This is a genomic window from Alistipes sp. AF48-12, assembly GCF_003477565.1.
Lineage (GTDB): Bacteria > Bacteroidota > Bacteroidia > Bacteroidales > Rikenellaceae > Alistipes_A > Alistipes_A hominis.
Window position 1 is genome coordinate 1 of record NZ_QUDJ01000016.1, and the last position, 22,320, is coordinate 22,320.

At 54.7% G+C, this 22,320-nt stretch carries 20 protein-coding genes and 1 pseudogene; 14 read left to right on the forward strand and 7 right to left on the reverse strand.

Annotated elements, in window-relative coordinates; all coding sequences use genetic code 11:
* Nucleotides 1-96: 96 nt before the first annotated feature.
* Nucleotides 97-594 carry a Dps family protein gene (locus DW082_RS10510; RefSeq protein WP_118458515.1) on the reverse strand — a complete coding sequence of 166 codons (498 nt, stop codon included), beginning with the start codon at nt 592-594 and terminating at the stop codon, nt 97-99.
* 531 nt (nt 595-1,125) lie between these two features.
* Between DW082_RS10510 and DW082_RS10515 the strand changes: the two genes are divergently transcribed.
* The 8 genes from DW082_RS10515 (at nt 1,126) to DW082_RS10550 (ending at nt 10,307) form a co-directional block, all read left to right on the forward strand.
* Nucleotides 1,126-1,206, forward strand: coding sequence for a potassium-transporting ATPase subunit F (locus tag DW082_RS10515; RefSeq protein WP_055203327.1), 81 nt, complete (start codon nt 1,126-1,128; stop codon nt 1,204-1,206).
* Between the two features lie 22 nt (nt 1,207-1,228).
* A complete protein-coding gene (kdpA, locus tag DW082_RS10520) occupies nt 1,229-2,926 on the forward strand; it encodes a potassium-transporting ATPase subunit KdpA (protein WP_118458517.1) in 1,698 nt (565 codons plus the stop codon).
* 13 nt (nt 2,927-2,939) lie between these two features.
* Entirely contained in the window at nt 2,940-4,973 is a 2,034-nt protein-coding gene (gene kdpB / locus DW082_RS10525) for a potassium-transporting ATPase subunit KdpB (protein WP_055203323.1), read from the forward strand.
* 18 nt (nt 4,974-4,991) lie between these two features.
* On the forward strand, nt 4,992-5,585 hold the full coding sequence (locus DW082_RS10530) for a K(+)-transporting ATPase subunit C (RefSeq protein WP_101573765.1): 594 nt from the start codon (nt 4,992-4,994) through the stop codon (nt 5,583-5,585).
* A gap of 67 nt (nt 5,586-5,652) precedes the next feature.
* Nucleotides 5,653-6,387: a hypothetical protein gene (locus DW082_RS10535; RefSeq protein WP_081032515.1), complete on the forward strand. Its 735-nt coding sequence runs from the start codon at nt 5,653-5,655 to the stop codon at nt 6,385-6,387.
* 3 nt (nt 6,388-6,390) lie between these two features.
* On the forward strand, nt 6,391-7,512 hold the full coding sequence (locus DW082_RS10540; RefSeq protein ID WP_118458519.1) for a sensor protein KdpD: 1,122 nt from the start codon (nt 6,391-6,393) through the stop codon (nt 7,510-7,512).
* Between the two features lies 1 nt (nt 7,513).
* A complete protein-coding gene (locus DW082_RS10545; protein ID WP_118458521.1) occupies nt 7,514-9,226 on the forward strand; it encodes an ATP-binding protein in 1,713 nt (570 codons plus the stop codon).
* A 211-nt stretch (nt 9,227-9,437) separates the two neighbouring features.
* Nucleotides 9,438-10,307, forward strand: coding sequence for an aldo/keto reductase (locus DW082_RS10550; protein WP_101573763.1), 870 nt, complete (start codon nt 9,438-9,440; stop codon nt 10,305-10,307).
* On the opposite strand, the gene DW082_RS10555 is transcribed toward DW082_RS10550, so the two are convergent.
* Complete coding sequence (locus DW082_RS10555; RefSeq protein WP_147387008.1) at nt 10,252-10,713, reverse strand: hypothetical protein; 462 nt, start codon at nt 10,711-10,713, stop codon at nt 10,252-10,254. The genes DW082_RS10550 and DW082_RS10555 overlap by 56 nt on opposite strands.
* A 525-nt stretch (nt 10,714-11,238) precedes the next feature.
* Entirely contained in the window at nt 11,239-11,874 is a 636-nt protein-coding gene (locus DW082_RS10560; protein WP_147387010.1) for a hypothetical protein, read from the reverse strand.
* Between the two features lie 1,125 nt (nt 11,875-12,999).
* On the opposite strand from DW082_RS10560, the gene DW082_RS10570 reads away from it, so the two are divergent.
* The 4 genes and pseudogenes from DW082_RS10570 (at nt 13,000) to DW082_RS10590 (ending at nt 17,044) form a co-directional block, all read left to right on the forward strand.
* A complete protein-coding gene (locus tag DW082_RS10570; protein ID WP_118458529.1) occupies nt 13,000-13,245 on the forward strand; it encodes a helix-turn-helix transcriptional regulator in 246 nt (81 codons plus the stop codon).
* A 364-nt stretch (nt 13,246-13,609) separates the two neighbouring features.
* A complete protein-coding gene (locus tag DW082_RS10575) occupies nt 13,610-14,176 on the forward strand; it encodes an ORF6N domain-containing protein (RefSeq protein ID WP_118458531.1) in 567 nt (188 codons plus the stop codon).
* A gap of 222 nt (nt 14,177-14,398) precedes the next feature.
* Nucleotides 14,399-15,318: pseudogene (locus DW082_RS10580) on the forward strand (linear amide C-N hydrolase).
* A gap of 454 nt (nt 15,319-15,772) precedes the next feature.
* Nucleotides 15,773-17,044, forward strand: coding sequence for a hypothetical protein (locus DW082_RS10590; protein ID WP_055203293.1), 1,272 nt, complete (start codon nt 15,773-15,775; stop codon nt 17,042-17,044).
* Nucleotides 17,045-17,133: 89 nt separating this feature from the next.
* On the opposite strand, the gene DW082_RS10595 is transcribed toward DW082_RS10590, so the two are convergent.
* The 3 genes from DW082_RS10595 to DW082_RS10600 all read right to left on the reverse strand — a co-directional run bounded on the left by DW082_RS10595 (nt 17,134) and on the right by DW082_RS10600 (nt 18,938).
* Nucleotides 17,134-18,084, reverse strand: coding sequence for a DMT family transporter (locus DW082_RS10595; RefSeq protein ID WP_118458535.1), 951 nt, complete (start codon nt 18,082-18,084; stop codon nt 17,134-17,136).
* A 130-nt stretch (nt 18,085-18,214) separates the two neighbouring features.
* A complete protein-coding gene (locus DW082_RS14560) occupies nt 18,215-18,376 on the reverse strand; it encodes a hypothetical protein (protein ID WP_172970774.1) in 162 nt (53 codons plus the stop codon).
* Nucleotides 18,369-18,938 (reverse strand): zeta toxin family protein, encoded by a 570-nt coding sequence (locus tag DW082_RS10600; protein WP_055203288.1) that lies wholly within the window; start codon nt 18,936-18,938, stop codon nt 18,369-18,371. The genes DW082_RS14560 and DW082_RS10600 overlap by 8 nt, the downstream gene beginning before the upstream one ends.
* 276 nt (nt 18,939-19,214) lie before the next feature.
* Between DW082_RS10600 and DW082_RS10605 the strand changes: the two genes are divergently transcribed.
* Both DW082_RS10605 and DW082_RS10610 read left to right on the forward strand, forming a co-directional pair.
* The gene (locus DW082_RS10605; RefSeq protein ID WP_118458537.1) at nt 19,215-20,336 is read left to right on the forward strand and encodes a metallophosphoesterase; all 1,122 of its coding nucleotides are present in this window, start codon (nt 19,215-19,217) and stop codon (nt 20,334-20,336) included.
* Between the two features lie 349 nt (nt 20,337-20,685).
* Nucleotides 20,686-21,918: a hypothetical protein gene (locus DW082_RS10610; protein WP_147387012.1), complete on the forward strand. Its 1,233-nt coding sequence runs from the start codon at nt 20,686-20,688 to the stop codon at nt 21,916-21,918.
* Nucleotides 21,919-22,083: 165 nt separating this feature from the next.
* On the opposite strand, the gene DW082_RS15495 is transcribed toward DW082_RS10610, so the two are convergent.
* Entirely contained in the window at nt 22,084-22,191 is a 108-nt protein-coding gene (locus DW082_RS15495; protein ID WP_366465293.1) for an Arm DNA-binding domain-containing protein, read from the reverse strand.
* Between the last annotated feature and the right edge of the window lie 129 nt (nt 22,192-22,320).

Sequence of the window (22,320 nt, forward strand, 5' to 3'; positions counted from 1 at the left end):
GCCGTTCGATCCGGATCGAACGGCGGAGGCTTTCCAAAAACAGCGGGACGGAAATCTGAATTTCCCGTCCCGCTGTTTATTTCGTCGATCCGGAAACTATTTCCCGGAGCAGGAAGACTTGCCGGCAGCGTATGCGGTGAGCATCCAGACCATTTTCTCCTGTTCGGCCAGGTAATCGGTCAGCATGGAAACCGTCACTTCGTCTCCGGCCTGCGAAGCAACCGACAACGCCTTGCGCTCCTCCCCGATCAGATACCCGTAAGTGTCGAGTATGTGTTCGAGAGCCTCCCCGCCGCAGGAAACATGATCCACTTCGGCGATCTTCGCCACTTTAAGATACTCGCTGAACTTATTCGAAGGCACTCCGCCGAGCTGAAGGATACGTTCGGCGATCTGGTCCACTTTTTCGGCCGCATCGTCGTACAGCTCCTCGAACTTCGTATGCAGCACGAAAAATCCGTGTCCTTTGATGTTCCAGTGAAAACCCCTGAGATTCATGTAATGAACCTGAAAATCGGCCAGCAACTGTTGAAGCGATACAACTACTTTACCGGCAGCCCCGGCTTCGAGATGAAGATAATCCAACGTTTTCATAATTTTTATTTTTTAGATGGTTATTCGTTTTCTTTTTTCTTGAGACAAAGATAATACGCATTCAAATATAAATCAAATCAATAATTTTTATATAATTATAATTTAATCAAATACTATCGTTTCCCGGCACCTGCCCGGTACGCCGGAACGCCCGTTTCCGGAAAGACCTGCAAATACGGTGCAATCCTGCTGCCGAAACACCGTTTTCCGCATCCGGGAACGGCGGCGAACGTGCGCAGCTCCCTGAAAATCCTTCCGTTTTGGAAAGCGCACCCTTTCATTTCGGTAGGGTTCTCTAATACGCATCCGGACGACTCCTAACCATAAACAACTACATATCAAAACAATACATACAACGCTCAAAGAAACGGCATCCGGTTCGCTTTAAAACGGCACGAATACGAATTACTAAAATCAATCGAGTATGAATGAAATTTTGATGTTTCTGTTACTGTGTGCGGCAGGCGGTCTCTGCTTCTGCTTTTTCTTCAAATGTATCGGCCTGTTCGACAAAATCTAAAAACGACGACCATGTTTACAGTACTGTTTATCCTCAGCATCCTGATCTTCGGCTACCTGATGTATGTCTTGGTCAGACCCGAACAATTTTAACGAAACCAATCCTTAAAAGTAAATGAATACGGAAATTTCAGGCGTCGTCTTGCAACTGGCGCTGCTGATCGCGCTCAGTTACCCGCTCGGACGCTACATCGCAAAAGTATATAAGGGAGAAAAAACGCCGCTCGACTTCATGGCTCCGGTCGAACGGTGGATTTACCGTTTTTCCGGCATCAATCCCCACGAGGAGATGAACTGGAAACAGTTCCTCCGGGCCCTGCTGACCGTCAATCTGTTCTGGTTCCTGTGGGGCATGATTCTGCTCGTGGCCCAAGGCGTCCTGCCGCTGAACCCGGACGGCAACCCGGGCCAAACGCCCGACCAGGCGTTCAATACCTGCATCAGCTTCCTGGTGAACTGCAACCTGCAGCATTACAGCGGCGAAACCGGACTGACCTATTTCACGCAACTGTTCGTCATCATGCTGTTCCAGTTCATCACAGCCGCCTGCGGCATGGCGGCGCTGGCCGGCGTTTTCCGGGCGATGGCCGCGAAAACGACCCGGACGATCGGAAACTTCTGGGTCTACCTCGTCAAAAGCACGACCCGTATCCTGATGCCGCTGTCGCTGCTGGTCGGCATCCTGCTGATCCTGAACGGCACGCCGATGACCTTCGACGGCAAACAAACGCTGACGACCCTCGAAGGAACCGAACAGACGATCTCTCAGGGCCCGACCGCCGCGATCGTCCCGATCAAACAACTCGGCACGAACGGCGGCGGCTACTTCGGCGTCAATTCGGCCCATCCGCTCGAAAACCCGAACGCTTTCACGAATATTCTGGAATGTTGGTCGATCCTGATCATTCCGATGGCAATGGTCTTCGCGCTGGGCTTCTACCTGAAACGCCGTAAGCTGGCCTGGAGCATCTTCGGCGTGATGCTGTTCGCCTACGTGGTCGGGATCGCCGTGTCGGTCGACCAGGAGATGGGCGGCAGCAAACAAATCGCAGCTATGGAGATCCGGCAGGATATGGGCAGCATGGAGGGCAAGGAGATCCGGATCGGGTCGGCCGCATCGGCGATGTGGGGCATGACCACGACGGTCACGTCGAACGGCTCGGTCAACAGCATGCACGACAGCCAGACCCCGCTGAGCGGCATGCTGCAAATGCTGAACATGCAGATCAACTGCTGGTTCGGCGGCGTGGGCGTCGGCTTTATGAACTATTACGCCTTCATCATCATCGCCGTCTTTATCAGCGGGCTGATGGTCGGCCGCACGCCGGAATTCCTCGGTAAGAAGATCGAAGCGCGGGAGATGAAGATCGCGACGATGGTCGTACTGATGCATCCATTGATTATCCTGGTCGGCACGGCGCTGGCCTCCCACCTGGCGGCGCAAAATCCGGAACTGGCCGGCGCTTGGCTCAACAATCCGTCGTTTCACGGATTCAGCGAAATGCTCTACGAGTATACCTCTTGCGCAGCCAATAACGGCTCCGGTTTCGAGGGACTCAGCGACAACACGCCGTTCTGGAACATCACCTGCGGGATCGTATTGATCCTCGGCCGCTACTTCCCGATCGTCGGACAAGTGGCGATCGCCGGACTGCTGGCTTCGAAAAAATACATACCCGAAAGCGCCGGAACACTGAAAACCGATACGGCAACCTTCGCGCTGATGACCTTCGCCGTGATCGTCATCGTGGCCGCCCTGGCATTTTTCCCGGCGCAGGCGCTGGGTCCGATCGCCGATTATTTAAGCAAATAAACGATTGAAAACCATGAATAAGTCCAATTCGCTGTTCGATAAACAGCTCATCAAAGAGAGTCTCGGTGCATCGGTACGCAAACTCGATCCGAGGACGATGATTAAAAACCCGATCATGTTCACCGTCGAGATCGTCACGGCCGTCATGTTCGTCCTGCTGTTCTACATCCTCATTTCGGGGGATACGACCCAGGGGTCGTTCGGATACAACCTCGTCGTTTTCGTCGTGCTGTTCATTACGCTGCTGTTCGCCAATTTCGCAGAGGCGATCGCCGAAGCGCGCGGCAAAGCGCAGGCCGATTCGCTGCGCAAAACGCGCGAGGAGACCCCGGCCAAACTGGTCAACGGCAATACCGTTCGTATCGTCAGCAGCAACGCGCTGAAAAAAAACGATATCTTCGAATGTGAGGCGGGCGACATCGTCCCGGCCGACGGCGAGATCATCGAGGGGCTCGCCTCGATCGACGAAAGCGCCATTACCGGCGAAAGCGCGCCGGTGATCCGCGAGGCCGGCGGCGACAAAAGCTCCGTCACGGGCGGTACGAAAGTGCTGTCCGACCGCATCCGCGTCCGGGTGACCGCCATGCCGGGCGAAAGTTTCCTGGACAAAATGATTTCGCTCGTCGAAGGCGCTTCGCGGCAGAAAACGCCGAACGAAATCGCGCTGACGATCCTGCTGGCCGGGTTCACGTTGGTATTCGTGATCGTTTGCGCCACGCTGAAACCCTTCGCCGACTACGTGGGGGCCAACATCACGATCGCCGCGTTCATTTCGCTGTTCGTCTGCCTGATCCCGACCACGATCGGGGGACTGCTGTCGGCGATCGGGATCGCCGGAATGGACCGGGCGCTGCGTGCGAACGTCATCACCAAATCGGGCAAGGCCGTCGAAACGGCCGGCGACATCGACACGCTGCTGCTCGACAAAACGGGAACCATCACCATCGGCAACCGCAAGGCGACCAAATTCTACCCGGCACCGGAGATGGATATGGGTCGGTTCGTCGAAGCCTGCATGTACTCGTCGCTGTCCGACGAAACGCCCGAGGGGAAATCGATCATCGAACTGGGGCGCGAACAGGGCCGCCGCGTGCACGAACTGAGCACGATCGGCGCGCGGATGATCCGTTTCTCCGCCGAGACGAAATGCTCCGGCGTAGACCTGGCCGACGGCCGGCGAATCCGCAAAGGCGCTTTCGAATCGATCCGCCGGATCGTCGAGGGGGCCGGAAATCGGTTCGACGACGAAATCATGAAACTCGTCACGCTGATCTCGGAAAACGGCGGAACGCCGCTGGTCGTATCGGAGAACGAACGGGTGATCGGCGTCATCGAACTGCAGGACATCATCAAGACGGGCATCCGCGAACGGTTCGAACGCCTGCGCAAGATGGGCGTCAAGACCGTCATGGTTACCGGCGACAACCCGCTGACGGCAAAATACATCGCCGAAAAGGCCGGCGTGGACGACTTCATCGCCGAAGCCAAACCCGAAGACAAAATGGAGTACATCCGCCGCGAGCAGCAGAGCGGCAAGCTGGTCGCCATGATGGGCGACGGCACGAACGACGCGCCGGCGCTGGCGCAAGCCGACGTGGGCGTAGCGATGAACAGCGGCACGCAGGCTGCCAAAGAAGCCGGCAACATGGTCGATCTGGACAACGACCCGACCAAACTGATCGAGATCGTCGAGATCGGCAAACAACTGCTGATGACGCGCGGCACGCTGACGACATTCAGCATCGCCAACGACGTAGCCAAATACTTCGCAATCGTCCCGGCGCTGTTCATCGCCTCGATCCCATCGCTCGAAGCGCTGAACGTCATGCACCTGCACTCGCCGCAAAGCGCGATCCTGTCGGCCGTAATCTTCAACGCGGTCATCATCCCGCTGCTGATTCCGCTGGCCCTGCGCGGCGTGCGGTACAAACCGATCGGCGCATCGGCGCTGCTGCGGCGCAACCTGTTCATCTACGGCCTGGGCGGCGTGCTCGTCCCGTTCGTCGGAATCAAACTGATCGACCTGCTGATCAGCGTATTTTTCTAACCCGTAAAAAAGAAAATCATGAAAACATTCTGGAAATCCATCAAAATAACGCTCGCGTTCTGCGCGCTGCTGGGCGTGGGTTACGTCCTGATCCTGTGGGGAGTCGGCAGCATAGCCGGGCCGAACGGCGGCCGGGCGGCCGTCGTTACCGAAAACGGCCGAATCGTCGGAGCGGCAAACGTCGGACAATCGTTTACAAAAGCGACCTATTTCTGGGGCCGTCCTTCGGCGGTCGAGTACAACGGGAGCGGTTCGGGCGGCAGCAACAAGGCTACGACCAACCCCGAATACCTCGATGAAGTAAAAGCCCGCATCGACACCTTCCTGACCTTTCACCCGTACCTGCTGCGGCAGGACGTGCCTTCCGAGATGGTCACCGCCAGCGGCAGCGGACTCGATCCGGACATCTCCCCGGCCGGAGCCTACGTACAGGCGCGGCGCGTGGCCGAAGCCCGCGGACTTTCCGAGCAGACCGTCAGGGAACTGATCCGGCAGACGATCCAAAAACCCTGGCTGGGTCTTTTCGGAACCGAGAAGGTAAACGTACTGCAACTGAACGTAGCCCTCGACCGGCTGAAACCGGCGGCCGCATCTGAAACGGGCACGCTGTGAGACTTCCGGCAAACCATTCGAATTAAAAACAATTTAAAAACAACCCGACTTTTAAAACAAATCGACCATGAAAAACAAATTTAAAACCGCAATCGTTTTATTTGCCGTACTGACCGGAATGCTGCTCGCAGACTGCGCAATGGCTCAGGAAAAAGGCGTACGGGTCAAAGTCGGAGCCGATTTCGTCAGCAGCTACATCTGGCGCGGCTCGTACAACGCCAACGCCAGCATACAACCGACGCTCGGCATGACGGCGGGCGATTTCTCGCTGACCGCATGGGGATCGGCCGACTTTACCGGGGACTACAAGGAAGCCGACCTGACGGCCGCCTACACATTGGGCGGACTGACCCTCTCGCTGACCGACTATTACTGGACGCCCTCATCGGAACGTTACACCGAAAAATACTTCCGTTTCGGCGCCGACTCGCCGCACATGATCGAAGTGGGAGGAGCTTACTGTTTCGGCGAACGTTTCCCGCTGACGCTGGCCTGGAACACGATGCTGTTCGGCGCCGACCGCGACGACGAAGGACGGCAGAACTACTCGACCTATGCGGAAATTTCGTATCCGTTCGCAGTCAAAAGCGTGGACATGATCGCAGCGGTAGGATTTACGCCGTGGGCCACCGAGAATATGTACGGCACTTCCGGATTCGCAGTTTGCAACGTCACGGTCGGAGCGACCAAGGCGATCCGTTTCTCGGACTCGTTCTCTCTGCCGATTTTTACGCGGCTGATATGGAATCCGGCCAAAGATGATGTTAACTTTGTAGGCGGATTCTCAATTATGCTGGATTAATTTATGGATCAAAAACAGAGCGTACAGCACTTCCTCGATCTGATCAAGCGTTCGCACCGGGGCAAATTCAAAATCTACATCGGTATGATCGCCGGCGTAGGCAAGTCTTACCGGATGCTGCAAGAGGCACACCAACTGCTCGAAGTGGGCGTGGATGTGAAGATCGGCTATATCGAAACGCACGGACGTCCCGACACCGAAGCCCTGGTGTCGGGGCTTCCCGTCATTGCGCGTCGCAAACTGTTCTACAAAGGCAAAGAACTCGAAGAGATGGATCTGCAGGGCATCCTGAACACCCATCCGGAGATCGTCATCGTCGACGAACTGGCCCACACGAACATCGAGGGCAGCGAGCACGCCAAACGGTGGCAGGACGTGCTGCAAATCCTCGAAGCCGGGATCAGCGTCATCAGCGCCGTGAACATCCAGCACATCGAAAGCCTCAACGAAGAGGTGCAGCGCGTCTCGGGCATCGAAATCCGCGAACGCATCCCGGACAGCGTGCTGGCGATGGCCGACGAAGTAGTGAACATCGACCTGACGGCCGAAGAGCTGATCAAACGGCTGAAAGACGGCAAAATCTACAAGCCGGAGAAAGTGCAGGTCGCGCTGGACAACTTTTTCAAAGAGGAGAACATCCTGCAACTGCGCGAACTGGCGCTGAAAGAAGTCGCGCTGCGCGTCGAAAAGAAAGTCGAGAACGAGGTATCCGAAAACATCGGCGTGCGCCACGAAAAATTCCTCGCGGTGATCGACAGCGGCGACAAAGGGCCGCGCCGCGTGATCCGCAAGACCGCCCGGCTGGCCACGCGTTACAACGCCAGATTCGCCGTACTCTACGTGCAAACTCCGCGCGAAAGCGCCGACCGCATCCCGCTGGCCAACCAGCGTTACCTGATCAACAACTTCAAACTGGCGTCGGAACTGGGCGGCGAAGTGTTGCAGGTGCATTCCGACCGCGTGATCGAAAGCATCATGGACGTGTGCTCCAAACAAAAAATCAGTACGGTGTGCATCGCCCAACCGAAATTTACGCTACTTTCGCTGGTAAGGACGGCTTTCTTTTTCCGGCGTCTGCTCAACAAACTGTACCGACTGAGTATCGACCTCGTAATTTTATCCTGATATGCTGATTCAACGAAGACTGACGCTGGGCATCGGCGCGCTGTTCGCCATGATCCTGCTGCTGGGCATCCAGTCCGTAGGCTATATTCTCGACCTGTCGCGGGCCTCCGGGAACATCCTGACCGACAATTACAACTCGCTGCACTACGCCCGCAGCATGATGACGGCGCTCGACAGCCTGACCTTCGACTCGACGTCGATGACCGAACTGCTGGATAACCTCGCGTTGCAACGCAGGAATATCACCGAATCGGACGAATTCCGCGTGACGGACAACCTGAGCTCGAAGATCGACAAACTGTCGGATTCGGTCACGCTGGACAAGATCCTGGAGATCCGCAGCGACCTGTACAAGATCATGGATCTGAACATGACGGCCATCCGCGAAAAGAGCCGCCTGGCCGGGACGACCGCCGAAGACGCTATGTTGCGGATCGCCATCAGCGCGATCCTGTGCGCGCTGATCGCCTTCGTGCTGCTGATCCGCTTCCCGCAAGCCGTCGTCCGGCCGATCCGCGAACTCAAAAAAGGGATTATGGAAATCGCGAATTTCCACTACGACAAACGTCTCGACTTCAGCCGCAACAAGGAGTTCCGCGCCGTAGCCGAATCGTTCAACAACATGGCCGAAAAACTGTCGGAATACCAGCGCAGTACGCTGGACGACCTGATGATGGCCAAAAAGCGAATCGAAGCGGTCGTCAACAGCCTGCACGAACCGATTATCGGTCTCGACCCGGATAAAAAGATCCTGTTCATGAACGACGAAGCGTTCACGATCCTGAATCTGAAGCCCGAAGAGGCCGTCGGCCGCAACGCGACGGAAGTGGCGCTCAACAACGACCTGCTGCGGCGGCTGATCCGCGAACTCTACTCGGACGACCCGAATAAGGAGCCGCTGAAAATCTACGCCGACAACAAGGAGAGCTATTTCCAGATGGAAAACATCCCGCTGTACGTCACGCCGGTCGGCGAGAAGAAGAAAAGTTTCATCGGCAATATGATTATCCTGAACAACATCACCAAATACAAGGAGATCGATTCCGCCAAAACGAATTTCATCTCGACCGTCTCGCACGAGATGAAAACCCCGATCGCGTCGATCATGATGAGCCTGCACCTGCTCGAAGACAGCCGGCTCGGGCCGCTGAACGACGAGCAGAAAGCCCTCGCGCAGAGCATCCGCGAAAACAGCGACCGGCTGCTCGGCATCACCGGCGAGCTGCTGAACCTGACCCAGATCGAGACGGGCAAGCTGCAACTGATGCCGAAGGTCACCAAACCGATCGAACTGATCGACTACGCGGTGGCGGCGACGCGAGTGCTGGCCGAACGTTTCGGCTGTTTCGTCGAAGTCGAATACCCCGAAAAGATCGCGAAGCTGTTCATCGACAGCGAAAAAATCGCCTGGGTGGTCACGAACCTGCTGTCGAACGCGATCCACCACTCGCCCGAAGGGGCGCGGATCATCGTCGGGGCGGCGCAGCGCGACAATAAGGTCGATATTTTCGTGCAGGACTTCGGACGCGGCATCGACCCGCGCTACCACAAGAGCATCTTCGACCGTTACTTCCGCGTGCCGGGCACGAAAGTGCAGGGCAGCGGCCTCGGACTGGCTATCTCGAAAGAGTTCGTCGAGGCGCACGGCGGCACGATCGGCGTCGAGAGCCAGATCGGGCACGGCAGCCGGTTCACGATCACGCTGCCCGTCTGACCGCCGCGGAAAAGCGACCGCCGGACGCGCAAACGACTAAAACCGCCCGGTAAAGCGCAGAACCGCCGGACGCCGGCGCGAAGAAGAAACGCAGGCGAAAGCCCGGCCGGAAACACGAAGGGAAAAGCCGTCCGGCGGAAATCGGGCGCGACCGTCCGGAACGGCACGGGTTATGCAGAAAAAACGGGGAACAGACTAAATACAACGCATTATGAAATCACCGAAAGAATCGTTCAAATCGCTGAAAGACACGTTTACGCTGAGCAACGGCGTGCAAATACCCTGCGTCGGTTTCGGCACCTACCTGACGCCGGACGGCGAAACGGCCGTCAGTTCGGTCATCGAGGCCGTCCATGCGGGTTACCGGCATATCGACACGGCTGCCGTCTACGGCAACGAAAAGAGCGTCGGCAAAGCCATCTGCAAGTGCGGCACCGACCGCAAAGAGCTGTTCATAACCAGCAAGGTGTGGAACAGCGCGCAGGGCTACGAAACGACGCTGCACGCATTCGACAAAACCCTGTCCGACCTGGAACTGGACTACCTCGACCTGTACCTGATCCACTGGCCGATCCCGAGAAAGCACGACGACGACTGGCAGCAACTGAACCGCGAAACGTGGCGGGCGATGGAAAAACTATACAGGGAAGGGCGCGTGCGCGCCATCGGCGTCAGCAACTTCAAGCCGCGCCACCTGGACGCGCTGCTCGAGAAGGCCGACATCGCGCCGATGGTCGATCAGATCGAACTGCACCCGGGTATGCCCCAGGACGAAACGGTCGAGTACTGTCGGGCGCGGGACATTCTCGTCGAGGCGTGGGGCCCGTTGGCCCAGGGACGACTGTTCGAAAGCGTCGAACTGGACGTGCTCGCGGCCAAGCACCGCAAGAGCGTGTCGCAGATCGTCCTCAGATGGCACCTACAACGGGGCATCCTGCCGCTGCCGAAGTCCATCACGCCGTCGCGAATCGTCGAGAACGCGCAACTGTTCGACTTCGAACTCAGCTCGCAGGAGATGAATTTCATCACGCACATAAAATGCGAAAGTTCGGGACTCGACCCGGACACGTTCCGGATGTAACCCCGTCGCACCGGGCGCGCCCGTATGCGGATACCGGATCGCCGGCGTCCGCATACGTTTTTTTACTGTACGGCCCGTCCTCCTCCCTCGCATCCTGCCGAGAAAACAATTCGCTGACGATCAATTGCAACTGGTAGGTCTCGGGACTCATGATCTTCAAGAAATCCAGGCCGCGAGAGATACGAACGACAATCTCCTGAAACAAACCCGTTTCTTTCGGAGTCGCCTGCCGGACGATCCGGTATGCGTCCGGCAGCCAGCAGTTCCGCGACATTCCCCGGCCGTTGAACATCACCCGAAGCAGGATATATCCGCCGTCGATACACTCGAAAACGCCGAAAGCATCCTCATAGGGTTCCTCCGTGGAAGAGAATAGATACAACTCACCATGTTTCAGCACAACCATAACTCACTGATTATTTGTTAAACAACTATTATAACTAATTCTATATCGTCCACTTATAACCCGAAACCGCCCCCCGGACACACCCCTTGGGCTAAAAACAAAAAAAAGCACGGAACCCGCAAGCTCCGTACTGAGGCATCGCCAAACGCCCTACACAAAAACAAGCAGAATCCGTGCTATACTCACGTATGCACGAGTCTCTCCTGTTATCTGTGCGTAGAATGAATTTGGCGATTTTCAGTACCAGATACAGCAATCGAGTCACCTCAATGTATGTCTATTTCATCTTCTCCTGGTTGGTTTTGAGTTCTTACCGTGTCCAAAAATAGACAAATTTTTGTTATAATCGTTGTTTTTTGTCCGTTTCAGACAATTTCAGCGACTTATCCCGAACGACATCAAAAACAGTACCGTCCTGCATCCCCGGACAGAAATCGCGTTTTTCAGAATCCGGCTCACAGGACGCTCTGACTCGGTCCGGAGATCGATTCCGGCCCGGACGACGCGCCGAGCTGCGCCGGCCCTTCAGCCGCGCGCGTCCGTCGCAGCCCCCTCGACACAGGCTTTCAGCCGCCGCACCGTCTCGGGATACCGCTCGAAACCGAACACGTCCACCGGCGGCAGAGACACCCCGCGAATCCGGGCGGCGCGCACCAGGCGCAGCACCGTCTGGAATTGCAGGAACAGCAGCCACACCTCCGGCCTGCCCGGTTCGGGAACGTCCGCCAGCCTCCCGCCCCGGGCGAAATAGAGCCCGCAGGCGCATGCGAATGCGAACACGGGCAGCGCGCCCCGCTCCGGCAGCCCGCACGGTTCCGACTTCGTCTTGCCTTCGATGAAAAAGGCTTCGCAGGCGCACACGTCATCCGCGATCCACGCCCCGAGCAGGCGGTCGGGAACCGCGTCCGGCAAGACCCCCACCCCGCCGTCCGGCAGGCCCGGCCCGCTTGGTCTATGGGTCTTACCGGCCCGGTCGATCCCGGCGTACCGCTCGAAGAACCGGATCGTAGCCCCGAGGGCCGTCTCCCAGCTACGCATGGCGCAGGCCCCGACTCCGGGCGTTTTGGGACGGCAGGTCGGGGAGATGACTGCCGAGGATCGTGCGGAACAGCACCAGTTCGCCGGGATAGTGCATCGCGTAGCTGTCGCCGATCCGGACAAACGGACTGCCGTCCCGGTAACGGTTTTCGAGCACCGTGAAGCGCGGCGGATAGGCGTGGAAGGCGAACAGCCGGATGTTGCGGACAGGCCGGCGGAAAGGCCGGCGCGAGCGCAGAACGGCATCGACATAGTCGAGGAAGGTAACGATCATGCCGAGGTAGTCGCACTCCTGCAGGTAGACGATCCGGCGGCGGCCGTCGAACAGGTACTCGGTGAAGCGATACGCGCAGAACGCGCACTCCTCCGACCGCAGCAAACGGCAGTAGTCGTCGGGGCCGAGCACCTCGACGGTCACGCCGAAGCGACGGCCGTAACGCGCGAGCAAGCGGTCCATCAGTTCGCGCACCGGGGCGAAACGGGGCCGGCTCAGGTCGGGGCGGTCGCCGTGCCGGACGCGGAGTATGCGGAGTATCCGGCGCGGAACGTCTTCGGAACGGACGTTGAAGTGCCGCCCGATAAATTCGCAGCAAGTTTCCAGATTGAGGGGATTCATCGTTTTTCGGTTTATAAGATTTGAAAGAGGGTAACAGGATATTCGACCGGAAGAAAGACCGCCGCCCGGCGCGCTCCATGAGAAACGCAGTTTCTCCGGAAGGTTTTTGCGCCGTTTTTACAAAAACGGCAGTCCGGACGCCGAAGGCCCCCGCCGCACCGCTCAATAAGGACTTTCGACCGCAGGGAGAAAGTCCGCGCGGCGGACAAAGCGGCAGCTTTGTAAATGTATTTTGAGAGAGAATGCCCGTTCGATCAGGGCAAAAAAAAAGGCAAGGACGCAAGGCGCTTCCTCTTGATAGGTCTTGCAGTACCTTACTTTCGGAAATCATCCCTACGCCCAAGCCCGGCCCCGGTAACTCGTACCGGGGCATGACTCAGGTTTCAGACAAGATTTACGCCGAAAGTAAAAACCTGTTACATTTCTATAACAGTCTGCAAGTTTTCAAGAGGCATAAAGGTGTCTTAACCTTTATTGATTGTTACGACTTAAGTCGTATTCTGATAACACAAAGTTAGCATAATTTCTGCATTTAGAATATAGTAGTTAATATCTACAAATATAATCTATTTCTTCGAAAGTTGTACAAGTACAAGTGCGAAAAAGAGATATCTGCTTTTCATTTGTAGAAAATGGGAAGAAGAAAACAAAGGCGCGATACGTTACTTTTTGACAAGATCATTCTGCGAGTAAAAGAACTACGTGGTATACATGGTCATTCCCAAGAGCAATTAAAAGAAAACACCGGTTTAGATATAGCAAATCTTGAAGCCGGCGAAAATTTTCCTTCCATAACGTCAATCTCTATTCTTTGTAAATTCTACAACCTCACCCTCGACGAGTTTTTCGCCCCGATGAACTATCCGCCGAAAGAATAAACGCAGCCACACCTTATTATTTATAATACAATACAGCAAAAAGGCGCGGATCAGGACGATCCGCGCCAAGGCAACAATCCGCCGGAATGATCGGTTGCCCACTCTGCCCGCGAATTCTGGCAAACCCGGCAGAGTACGAGAATTGGATAAGTACGAAAAATCTTCGCATTTCGGTCCACGTCCGGCTTAGGCAGTTTCATAAATTTACGAAAAAAACTGCGATTCGAAACGGTCCGGCATCTTTTTTATTCCTTATTTGTTATAATAACGCCGATTTACGCTACTATTTCTGCAAAAACGATTCTTTTCCCCATTGAAAACCAACCACGACCGCTAACTTTGTAGAAGCATAATACCCAAGCTTATGGAATTAGAAACTATCAAAAACAAAATCTACGAAATCCGAGGACAACAAGTCATGCTCGATTTCGATCTGGCCGAACTGTACCAGGTCAGCACCAGCGCACTGAACCAATCGGTAAAACGGAACGCCAAACGGTTCCCGCCCGATTTCATGTTCCAGATAACCCAAGAAGAGTTCGACAGCTTGAAATCACAAATTGTGACATCAAGTTGGGGAGGCACGCGCAAATTACCGAACGCATTCACCGAACAGGGACTGGCCATGCTCTCGGGAGTGCTGAACAGCGACACAGCCATCGACATGAACATCAGGGTCATGCGGGCATTCGTCTCGATGCGGGCCTTCCTGCTGAACGGAAACATCGCCGCCGAACTCAACCAGTTGCACTGCCGGGTAAAAAAACTGGAGAGAACGTCGGACGAAACGCTCGAAGCGATCAACGACCTGAGCGAAGACTGCCGCCGCGAAACAGACGAAATCTATTTCGCCCTGTCGCAACTCGCCCGCAAGAATTGCGAACTGCAAACCCGACGCATCGCCGGATTCCGCAAAACGGACAAAAAATAATTTCTCCCGGCGCCGCGCGGCGCCGGCGCTGGCTCGTTTCTTGCTTCGGTTACGACGGGCGTACCGCACGTACGCCCCGAATCGAACCGAAAATTTATGAAAGCATACACAATCTTACTCGGCACGGGGCTGCTCCTGGCAGCCGGCGGGCCCGAATACGCGGACGCATGCACCCGCGTCGTTTACGAAGGAACGAACCGGACGGTAGTGACCGGACGCACGATGGACTGGAAGGAAGACCCCCGCAGCAACCTGTGGATCTTCCCGCGCGGCATGGAGCGAAACGGCCAGGCCGGAAGCAATTCGCTGAAATGGGTCTCCAAATACGGCAGCGTGATCACGTCGGCCTACGACATCTGTACCACCGACGGCATGAATGAAAAAGGACTCGTAGCCAACCTGCTGTGCTCGCCGAGTCGGAATACCCGGCCCGCGACGGCCGGAAACCGGGGCTCTCGGTCGCCGCCTGGACGCAGTACGTGCTGGACAACTTCGCCACCGTGGACGAAGCGGTCGAAGCGCTGGCGAAGGACGACTTCGACGTGGCGTCCGACCTGATGCCGGACGGCTCCCGGATGGCTACGCTGCACCTCTCCGTCTCGGACGCCGGCGGGGACAACGCGATCTTCGAATACATCGGCGGGAAACTGGTCGTCCACCACAGCAAGTCGTACCAGGTGATGACGAACTCGCCGGTCTTCGAACAGCAGTTGGCCCTCGACGACTACTGGAAAACCATCGGCGGCACCGTCTTCCTGCCCGGAACCAACCGGGCGGCCGACCGTTTCGTGCGCGCCTCGTTCTACATCGGCGCCATCCCGAAAACCGAAGACACGCGCACGGCCCTGGCCTCCGTATTCAGCGTGATCCGCAATACGTCCGTCCCGCTGGGGATCAGCACGCCGAACGAGCCGAACATCTCGTCTACCCGCTGGAGAACCGTCTCGGATCAAAAGAACCTGACGTACTTCTTCGAATCGACCCTCTATCCGAACGTGTTCTGGGTCGATTTCAGGGACGTCGATTTCGCGCCGGGAGCGCCGGTCAAAATGCTGGATCTGGTCTCCGGGAAAACCTATGCGGGAAACGCCGCGGAACGGTTCCGCGACGCGGCCCCGTTCGAATTTCAGGGAATCGGTTGAAAACGCCCGCAACGGCGGCAATCCCCGCCGCTGCGGACAAGCGTTCCCGCCGACAGTACGCCACTCGGCAGAAGACATTGCCCGTAAACGCGACGACCGCCGAACTCCCGGATCGCAGCGCCCGAAATATTTTATTCCCGATATTATTTTTTTCAAATAAAAAAACTATATTTGTCAAGGCGTTGTTTTGTATCGACCGAAGTGTAAATGTCGAAGCGGACCGTACGGCGTTTTTGATTTAAATGAATGAAAATTCCAGCTTATGAAAGCATAAGTTGTCGGGGCGGTCGGAAATTTAAATACGGCGCGTGGAGTTTACATGATACGAAAGGATGTCCGTTTTCATTCTTCAAAGAATGAGTGCAATTAAAATTAAAAAAGATCAAAACTATTTTGTTTTGCCCTGCAAAAAGAGGATTTTATCCTCTTTTTTTCTATGAACCGATGAAAGGCTATGAATATTACCGTCCAGTATCCGATTACCGATTGCAGGCTTTTTCTGCATAAGTCCGGCAAATTGCGCAAGCCGTACTTCGTGTCCCCCGATACGGAAGGCAGGGAATACATCCGGCATTTCGGAGCCATGCAGGGCAGGCATTTCCAGGAGTATTATTACTGCGTAGGCGAAAATACGTTCTGCAACGCCAGACATGCCCTGCGGTTCAGCCGGCCCCCGTCTTTTTACAAAGACCAGATCGCCTGCCTGAAACGGTGCGCGAACCGTTTTTATTCGGACGGCGGCATTCTGGGAAAATTCGAGGTGAAAAGCGCTTACCGGATTCAACCCGATCGGCTGAACCCGGAGAACGGAAGCGCGTACCGGCAGTTGCTCGATTTCCATTTCGGGCACGAGGTGCGGATAAACGACGCCAAAGGGGGAAACGTACGCGCTTCGTTTTCCGACGCGGGTCCCGCCCTGGCCAAACTCTATCTATACGGCTCTACGGCCTGCGGTTCCCTGCATGAGATTCGAAAATACTGGGTGCAGTCCGGTCAATCCATCGTAATCGTCGAAGAACATGCCAAACGCGCGTCCGACTTCCGGCGCCTGCCGGCCGGCGCGACGGAAGTCCTGCTGAAAGACCAATGGAGCGCGCAGTACCTCAGGCTGTATCGCTACACGTACGACGGAATCCCCTGCTGGATCATCGAGATTCTTTCCAACGCTCCCGAAGCCAAAAAGATGTGCCGGAACCTGAAAACCCTTTTGCTCCGGATCCATGCCGAAAAACAAAGCGTCATCAAGGCCCTCGAATTCCTTTCCATCAACAAGGACAACGAAGCGGTCGATATCAGAAAAGCGACCCACTTCATTAAAAACACCCTGGTCAAACTGCAAAAAGACCGGCGTTTCGACCTGAAACAGAGCGATATCGTAAACATCGCCTTCGAAGCGGACGACAGCTTTTCACAGGACGATTACCGCAGACTGCGCCAGGCGGTGCTGGATCTGAATAACCGGTATATCATCGAAGACTTCGATTGCATATTCGCCCAAATCGACTTCGACGCCCTGTGCGAGGCTTACTATTGCCAGATCAACGAAGACGAAGACGAAATCCCCGAGGCGATCAGGGCTCCGCTCGAAGAGGTCGTACACAGCCGCAGCAAACTGAAGTTCAAACAATTTTCGAAAAGATACCGTTCGATATTAGAGGGTTGCGCCAGTTCCGCCCTGTTCGAAATCATCAAATACGGAGCCGTCTCCGTAATCGGAGGTATTTAGGATTCCTTTTGCGAACGAGATGCCCGGACAGCCGGCCGGATTCGTCGTCTGCGAATCTGCATCCCGTCGCGCGCCATCCGGACAAACGGTTATTTCCCGGCATTACGGCAACCTTTCCGATTCAGAGGCAGCCGCGGGAACAACTTGCGGAAACGCACGAGGTAAGACGCGATCCTGTTCCCCGCGACGATAAGACTCACGGCCACGATAATCAGTAAAATTCCGCACCCGATCCGCAGAGTCAGGGACTCCCCGAAAACCGCCACGCCGAAAAATACGGCCGTCACGGGTTCGAGAGCTCCCAGAATAGCCGTGGGAGTCGAACCGATGTATTGGATGGCGCGGGTCGTACAAAGAAACGATATCGCTGTCGGGAAAACGGCCAGGGCGACAAGATTCCCCCATAAATACCAGCGATCCGGAACGCTGACGGCGCTGCCGAAGTCCAGCCGGACGAAGAACAGCGACAGCCCGAACAGCAAGACGTAAAAGGTCACTTTGAGCGTCGCGACGGATTTCAGCGCCGGGCGGTTCACCCCGACGATATAGATCGCATAAGAGAGTGCCGAAACCATCACCAGGATCGTCCCCGTAAGATCGAGCGTCGCGCCGTCGCCGCTTTCGTAAAGCAGCGCGATGCCGCCCAATGCCAGCAGGATACACAACGCCGTCTGCATGGAAAGCTTCTCCCGAAACCAGAAGGCCATAATCAGCGCCACGAAAATCGGATAGACGAACAGCAGCGTAGAGGCTATGCCTGCGTCCATGTAGTTATAGCTCAGGAACAGGGTCAGCGAAGAGAGGGCCACCAGCAGGCCCAGGACGATCAGCGGCAACACCTCCCGGCGGCGCAGCCCGAAATCGCGCCCGCGGGCCTTAAGCATAACGCCCAGAATCGGGATCGCGAAAAGATACCTGAAAAACAGCACCGAATCGGGATCCATACCGGCTTTATAAAGCGGGAGGGCGAACAGCGGGTTCATACCGTACGTCGCCGCGGCGACGGTTCCCAGCAGATAACCTTTGGCTTTTGCATTCATACCTCAGATTTTGCTGCAAAAATAGCATTTATTCCGACGTACGGTTAACCGTAAAGCGATCCGTACCGCCGTCACGCCGCAAAAAAGAAACCCCGGCCTGTTCCGGCCGGGGCACATTGGAGATTAGCCTCTATTGTAAATCCTTCGCTTTGACTTTCACGATCTTGCCGTCTTCACGCGCGAAAACGAGTTCTCCGTCCTCTTTTTTCTTCTGCTCTACGAGCCGTTCATACGCAAGGGCTACGCCCCTCAGTATGTTTTCTTCCATTTGCTGGACTTCTATGTCACTCATAATTCTTCAGCGTTTTATATATTAACGTTTCAACGATCGATTTTGTTTTATCCCGATTGCCTTTGGCGATCACTTTAGAAGGCGGGCGGGAATTGTCCAGCAAGATCCAGTAGTCGCAAACGGGAATATAAATATCGAACAGATTCTTAATTCCGCTGCGATACCGCCTCCGAACGACTTTCTGATCGATGTTATGCCCTCCCGCTTCCACCCGCATCTGTACCCTGCCGACGGCCAGTTCCGGCGAATTCAGCCAAAAATAGACCAGCGACACATAATATCCCTTGCTTTGAGCGGTTCGGATCAGACTCGCATACGAACGCGTAGCCAAAGTCGTTTCGAACGCAAAATCGACGCCGTGGTCGATCAGCTCATGGATTCTCCGGAGCATCAGCCGTCCCGCCTCGATCGCAACGCTACCCGGATTGAAAGGGGACAGCCCTTTCGCAATTTCGTCCGCGTTGACGAATTCCTTACACTCCAGCATTTCGGGCAGAACGGCGTAAGAAGCAGTCGTTTTCCCCGCCCCGTTGCACCCCGCTATGACGTAAAGGTTCGGCATATTCTCTGATTGACATCACAAATATAAACGATTTGGCGATAATGCCGCCACATCGGAATGCAATTTTATTTTCGAGACGCCCCCAATGCCTTCCAAAACCTCCCGGGCAAATGAATATTCTCCACCTCCTTCGCCCGAACAGCGGAACGATTTCATCGGATCGGCAGACTCAACACCGGGCTCCGGCTTTTACGGCGCTCGATTTTTCCGTTTTTTCATCTGCTATTAACGTGCGGCAAATAATTTAACCGTATATTTGTATAAAATGTTTATCCCATGAAACGATCGGTTTATATCATTCTCGCATTGCTTTTTGCCGCACGACTGTCCGCACAAGGGCCGTTGGGTGAACCGCAAATCCCTGTGTACCCTACTCTGAAAGACAGCGGTTCTTTTACCATGATTATGGTTCCGGATCCTCAGAGTTACACCAAATTCGCCGCCAATCAGCCCTTGTTCGAATTGCAGACCGCATGGATCGCCCAAAATGCAGAACGCTTACGCATCGCAGCCGCCCTGTTTACGGGGGATATGGTGGAGCAAAACAACCTGCTCACGAGCGGAGGAGTTCCCAATCCCTACAATGGGGATCAGACCTCACGTCAACAATGGGAATCCGTATCGAGAGGACTGGCCCGTCTGGACGGCAAAATACCTTATATCATCGCCCAGGGCAATCACGACGTAGGGTACGTCGCGGCGGAAAACCGCTATTCATCCATGCCCGAGTACGTCTATCCCGAACGCAATTCGTGTTTCGCCAATTCGCTCGTCGCCACGGGCTGCAATTATCAGGGGATAAACACCATGGAAAACGCGGCATTTGAATTTCATAACAAAACATGGGGCGATATCCTGGTAATAGCTTTTGAATTCGCTCCCCGCGACGAAGCGTTGGATTGGGCCCGTCAACTGATCGAATCCGAAAAATTCCGCAATCACAAAGTCATCGTTCTCACGCATTCGTTCCTGGGCACCTCGGGAGAACGTATCAAGCAGGAAAGTTATAAATTGACGCCGCGAAACTGGGCGCAGGAAGTGTGGGACAAACTGATTTACCCCTCGAAAAACATCTCGCTGGTACTGTGCGGACATACAGGAACGCCGCCTAAGATCGATTCCTCCGACAGCATCGATTACCGAAGTACGGCCGCTTATCGCGTAGACAAGGCCGCGGACGGTCGCAATATCCCTCAAATGATGTTCAATTCGCAGAACGGGGACGGCGACTGGAATGGGAATGGCGGGGACTGTTGGTTGCGCATCCTCGAGTTCATGCCGGACGGTAAAACCATTTACGTGCGGACATTCTCTCCTTTATTCGCATTATCGAAACGTACGGCCAAATACGCTTGGCGCGTCGCGGATTACGATCAATTCGAAATAAAAATCGATTGAAATTCGACTTGCCTTTTGTTAACTTAAGGTAAACGGAGAAGAAAAACCGGTTTCGGCAAAGCGGTTTCCCGTACGGCTCCGAGCCGGATGCCTTGCCGACGAGCGCATCCTACATCTATCTGACTGACAATGCGTATTACACACCGATAGTCAAATAATAAGGCAAACAAATAAACGCGCGCAAAAGCGGAAAAAGTTTTTCTCAACGTTTTTCCTAAAATAAAATCGCTAACTTTAAAGCAAATGTCCGGCTCGATAAGTCGGGGCAAACGGCAGAACACCCCCCTTCTGAAACACAGAAGAGGCAATTGTTCGTTCAATATTTTCTAATATGAGAAATTCCCTTTGCTTGGAACTACTGGTTTCTGCCGCGGTACTGTTGCTGTCGGGCTGTGAAGTCGGGCCCCGATCCCGAAGAACCTATTTCTTTGAAAAAGAAAAAAGAGTAATCATCATTCCCGTTGCGTTCAACGACACGATTACGGGACGTTTCTTGTTCGATACCGGCGCTACCAACGGCTATCTGATCCTGGATTCCTCATTTTGCGCGACTCATCCTTTGCCGGCATGGAGCGACAAACCCGATCACGTGTATTTTTCACCTCATACGGGATGGGCAACTTCGGAAAGCCCCTCATTCCGGCAGGCGATTCATAAGAAGCCGACGAGAGCGGCTATTTCGAATGTCGATCTGGTTTATAATTATCTTCATATCCGGAATCAAAAATACGGTTCAGCCGAAGATCTACAGGGAACGGTCGGCTTTCCCGATAACGATTCGACCCATGTCTGGGAGCTTAATTTCGAGCATAATTATCTGGAGATACACGAAGCCGAAAAGTTCCGGAGACCCGCCGACTGTTACTGGCTCCCTTTTGTCAACGAGCGAGGAAGCATGAACACGGTCCATATACAGTTTCCGTTGACCGTTAAAAGCGCGACCGGAGATACGGTGACAATCGACTATCCTTATTTGATCGATACCGGCATGGCGCAGGACTTCGTATTGCTCCCGTCTGCGAAAGAGATCGAGTTTTTCAGGAAAAGAGAGGATGCCGTTCTGATAAATCGCGGTCATGGAGGTGACTATCGGAGTCGTTATGACGTCAATGCAATCGCTTTCGATGGTTTTAAGATCGATTCAATGCGCATCTATACGGATGAATTCGCTACGCAATTAAGCGCTTATGCACGAGGGATCATCGGTTTGAATTTCCTGAAAAGGTTTAATGTATTTTTTGACTTCGATTCACGGCAGGTCGGATTGCAGCCGATCAGGAACTTCAGCCGAATTTTCAATAATTTTTCCGGAAGATTCTATTTTTCAGTAGACACGACCTTGGACGGGAGACGAATCGTCACGATGATGCCCGATTATGTCAAGAACAATCATTACAAGGAGGCCGGCTTGCAAAAGGGAGATGAAATTGTTGCGATAAACGGATTTACCCTAAAAGACTTATCGTTCGATAATGCAGTTAAAATCAAGGAAAGTCTTACGAGAAAACTGGATATCGTCAGAGACGGGAAGCCGATGAAAATCACGGTACGCCTCGACGAAGACGATTTGAAAGGAGAATAAAAGGGCACGGATTGTCGACATGCGACACATGTGCAGCGTATCGCTCCGCTCGTTGGTTTTGAAGTCGACGATTTGTTTCTCGTATTCCCTGATCTTCCGCTCGATCAATGCGACGATCTTTTCCCGACCGGGATAGTGACGGCGCGGACGACTCTTGGCCGCGGTTCAAAATTGCGGGGCGAACGATAAATGCAGGCTGATATACTTCCGTTTCCCTGCTTTGGTTAATCTCAGCATCAGAGGATGCTTCCCGTTAGCGAGTGTGAGGTGTATAACACGACCTCGACCGTTGTATTCATACCGATTTTCGGTTTACACTTTCGTTTACAAAATCCTTTCAAAATACCCCGAAATCCACCCGAAACAACAATAAAAAACGACCTGTCGTTTCCGACAAGCCGT

Excerpts from the sequence above, each read along its gene's own strand:
- DW082_RS10510 (WP_118458515.1), bottom strand. The coding sequence starts at position 594 with ATGAAAACGTTGGATTATCTTCATCTCGAAGCCGGGGCTGCCGGTAAA.
- DW082_RS10515 (WP_055203327.1), top strand. The coding sequence starts at position 1,126 with ATGTTTACAGTACTGTTTATCCTCAGCATCCTGATCTTCGGCTACCTG.
- kdpA (WP_118458517.1), top strand. The coding sequence starts at position 1,229 with ATGAATACGGAAATTTCAGGCGTCGTCTTGCAACTGGCGCTGCTGATC.
- kdpB (WP_055203323.1), top strand. The coding sequence starts at position 2,940 with ATGAATAAGTCCAATTCGCTGTTCGATAAACAGCTCATCAAAGAGAGT.
- DW082_RS10530 (WP_101573765.1), top strand. The coding sequence starts at position 4,992 with ATGAAAACATTCTGGAAATCCATCAAAATAACGCTCGCGTTCTGCGCG.
- DW082_RS10535 (WP_081032515.1), top strand. The coding sequence starts at position 5,653 with ATGAAAAACAAATTTAAAACCGCAATCGTTTTATTTGCCGTACTGACC.
- DW082_RS10540 (WP_118458519.1), top strand. The coding sequence starts at position 6,391 with ATGGATCAAAAACAGAGCGTACAGCACTTCCTCGATCTGATCAAGCGT.
- DW082_RS10545 (WP_118458521.1), top strand. The coding sequence starts at position 7,514 with ATGCTGATTCAACGAAGACTGACGCTGGGCATCGGCGCGCTGTTCGCC.
- DW082_RS10550 (WP_101573763.1), top strand. The coding sequence starts at position 9,438 with ATGAAATCACCGAAAGAATCGTTCAAATCGCTGAAAGACACGTTTACG.
- DW082_RS10555 (WP_147387008.1), bottom strand. The coding sequence starts at position 10,713 with ATGGTTGTGCTGAAACATGGTGAGTTGTATCTATTCTCTTCCACGGAG.
- DW082_RS10570 (WP_118458529.1), top strand. The coding sequence starts at position 13,000 with ATGGGAAGAAGAAAACAAAGGCGCGATACGTTACTTTTTGACAAGATC.
- DW082_RS10575 (WP_118458531.1), top strand. The coding sequence starts at position 13,610 with ATGGAATTAGAAACTATCAAAAACAAAATCTACGAAATCCGAGGACAA.
- DW082_RS10590 (WP_055203293.1), top strand. The coding sequence starts at position 15,773 with ATGAATATTACCGTCCAGTATCCGATTACCGATTGCAGGCTTTTTCTG.
- DW082_RS10595 (WP_118458535.1), bottom strand. The coding sequence starts at position 18,084 with ATGAATGCAAAAGCCAAAGGTTATCTGCTGGGAACCGTCGCCGCGGCG.
- DW082_RS14560 (WP_172970774.1), bottom strand. The coding sequence starts at position 18,376 with ATGAGTGACATAGAAGTCCAGCAAATGGAAGAAAACATACTGAGGGGC.
- DW082_RS10600 (WP_055203288.1), bottom strand. The coding sequence starts at position 18,938 with ATGCCGAACCTTTACGTCATAGCGGGGTGCAACGGGGCGGGGAAAACG.
- DW082_RS10605 (WP_118458537.1), top strand. The coding sequence starts at position 19,215 with ATGAAACGATCGGTTTATATCATTCTCGCATTGCTTTTTGCCGCACGA.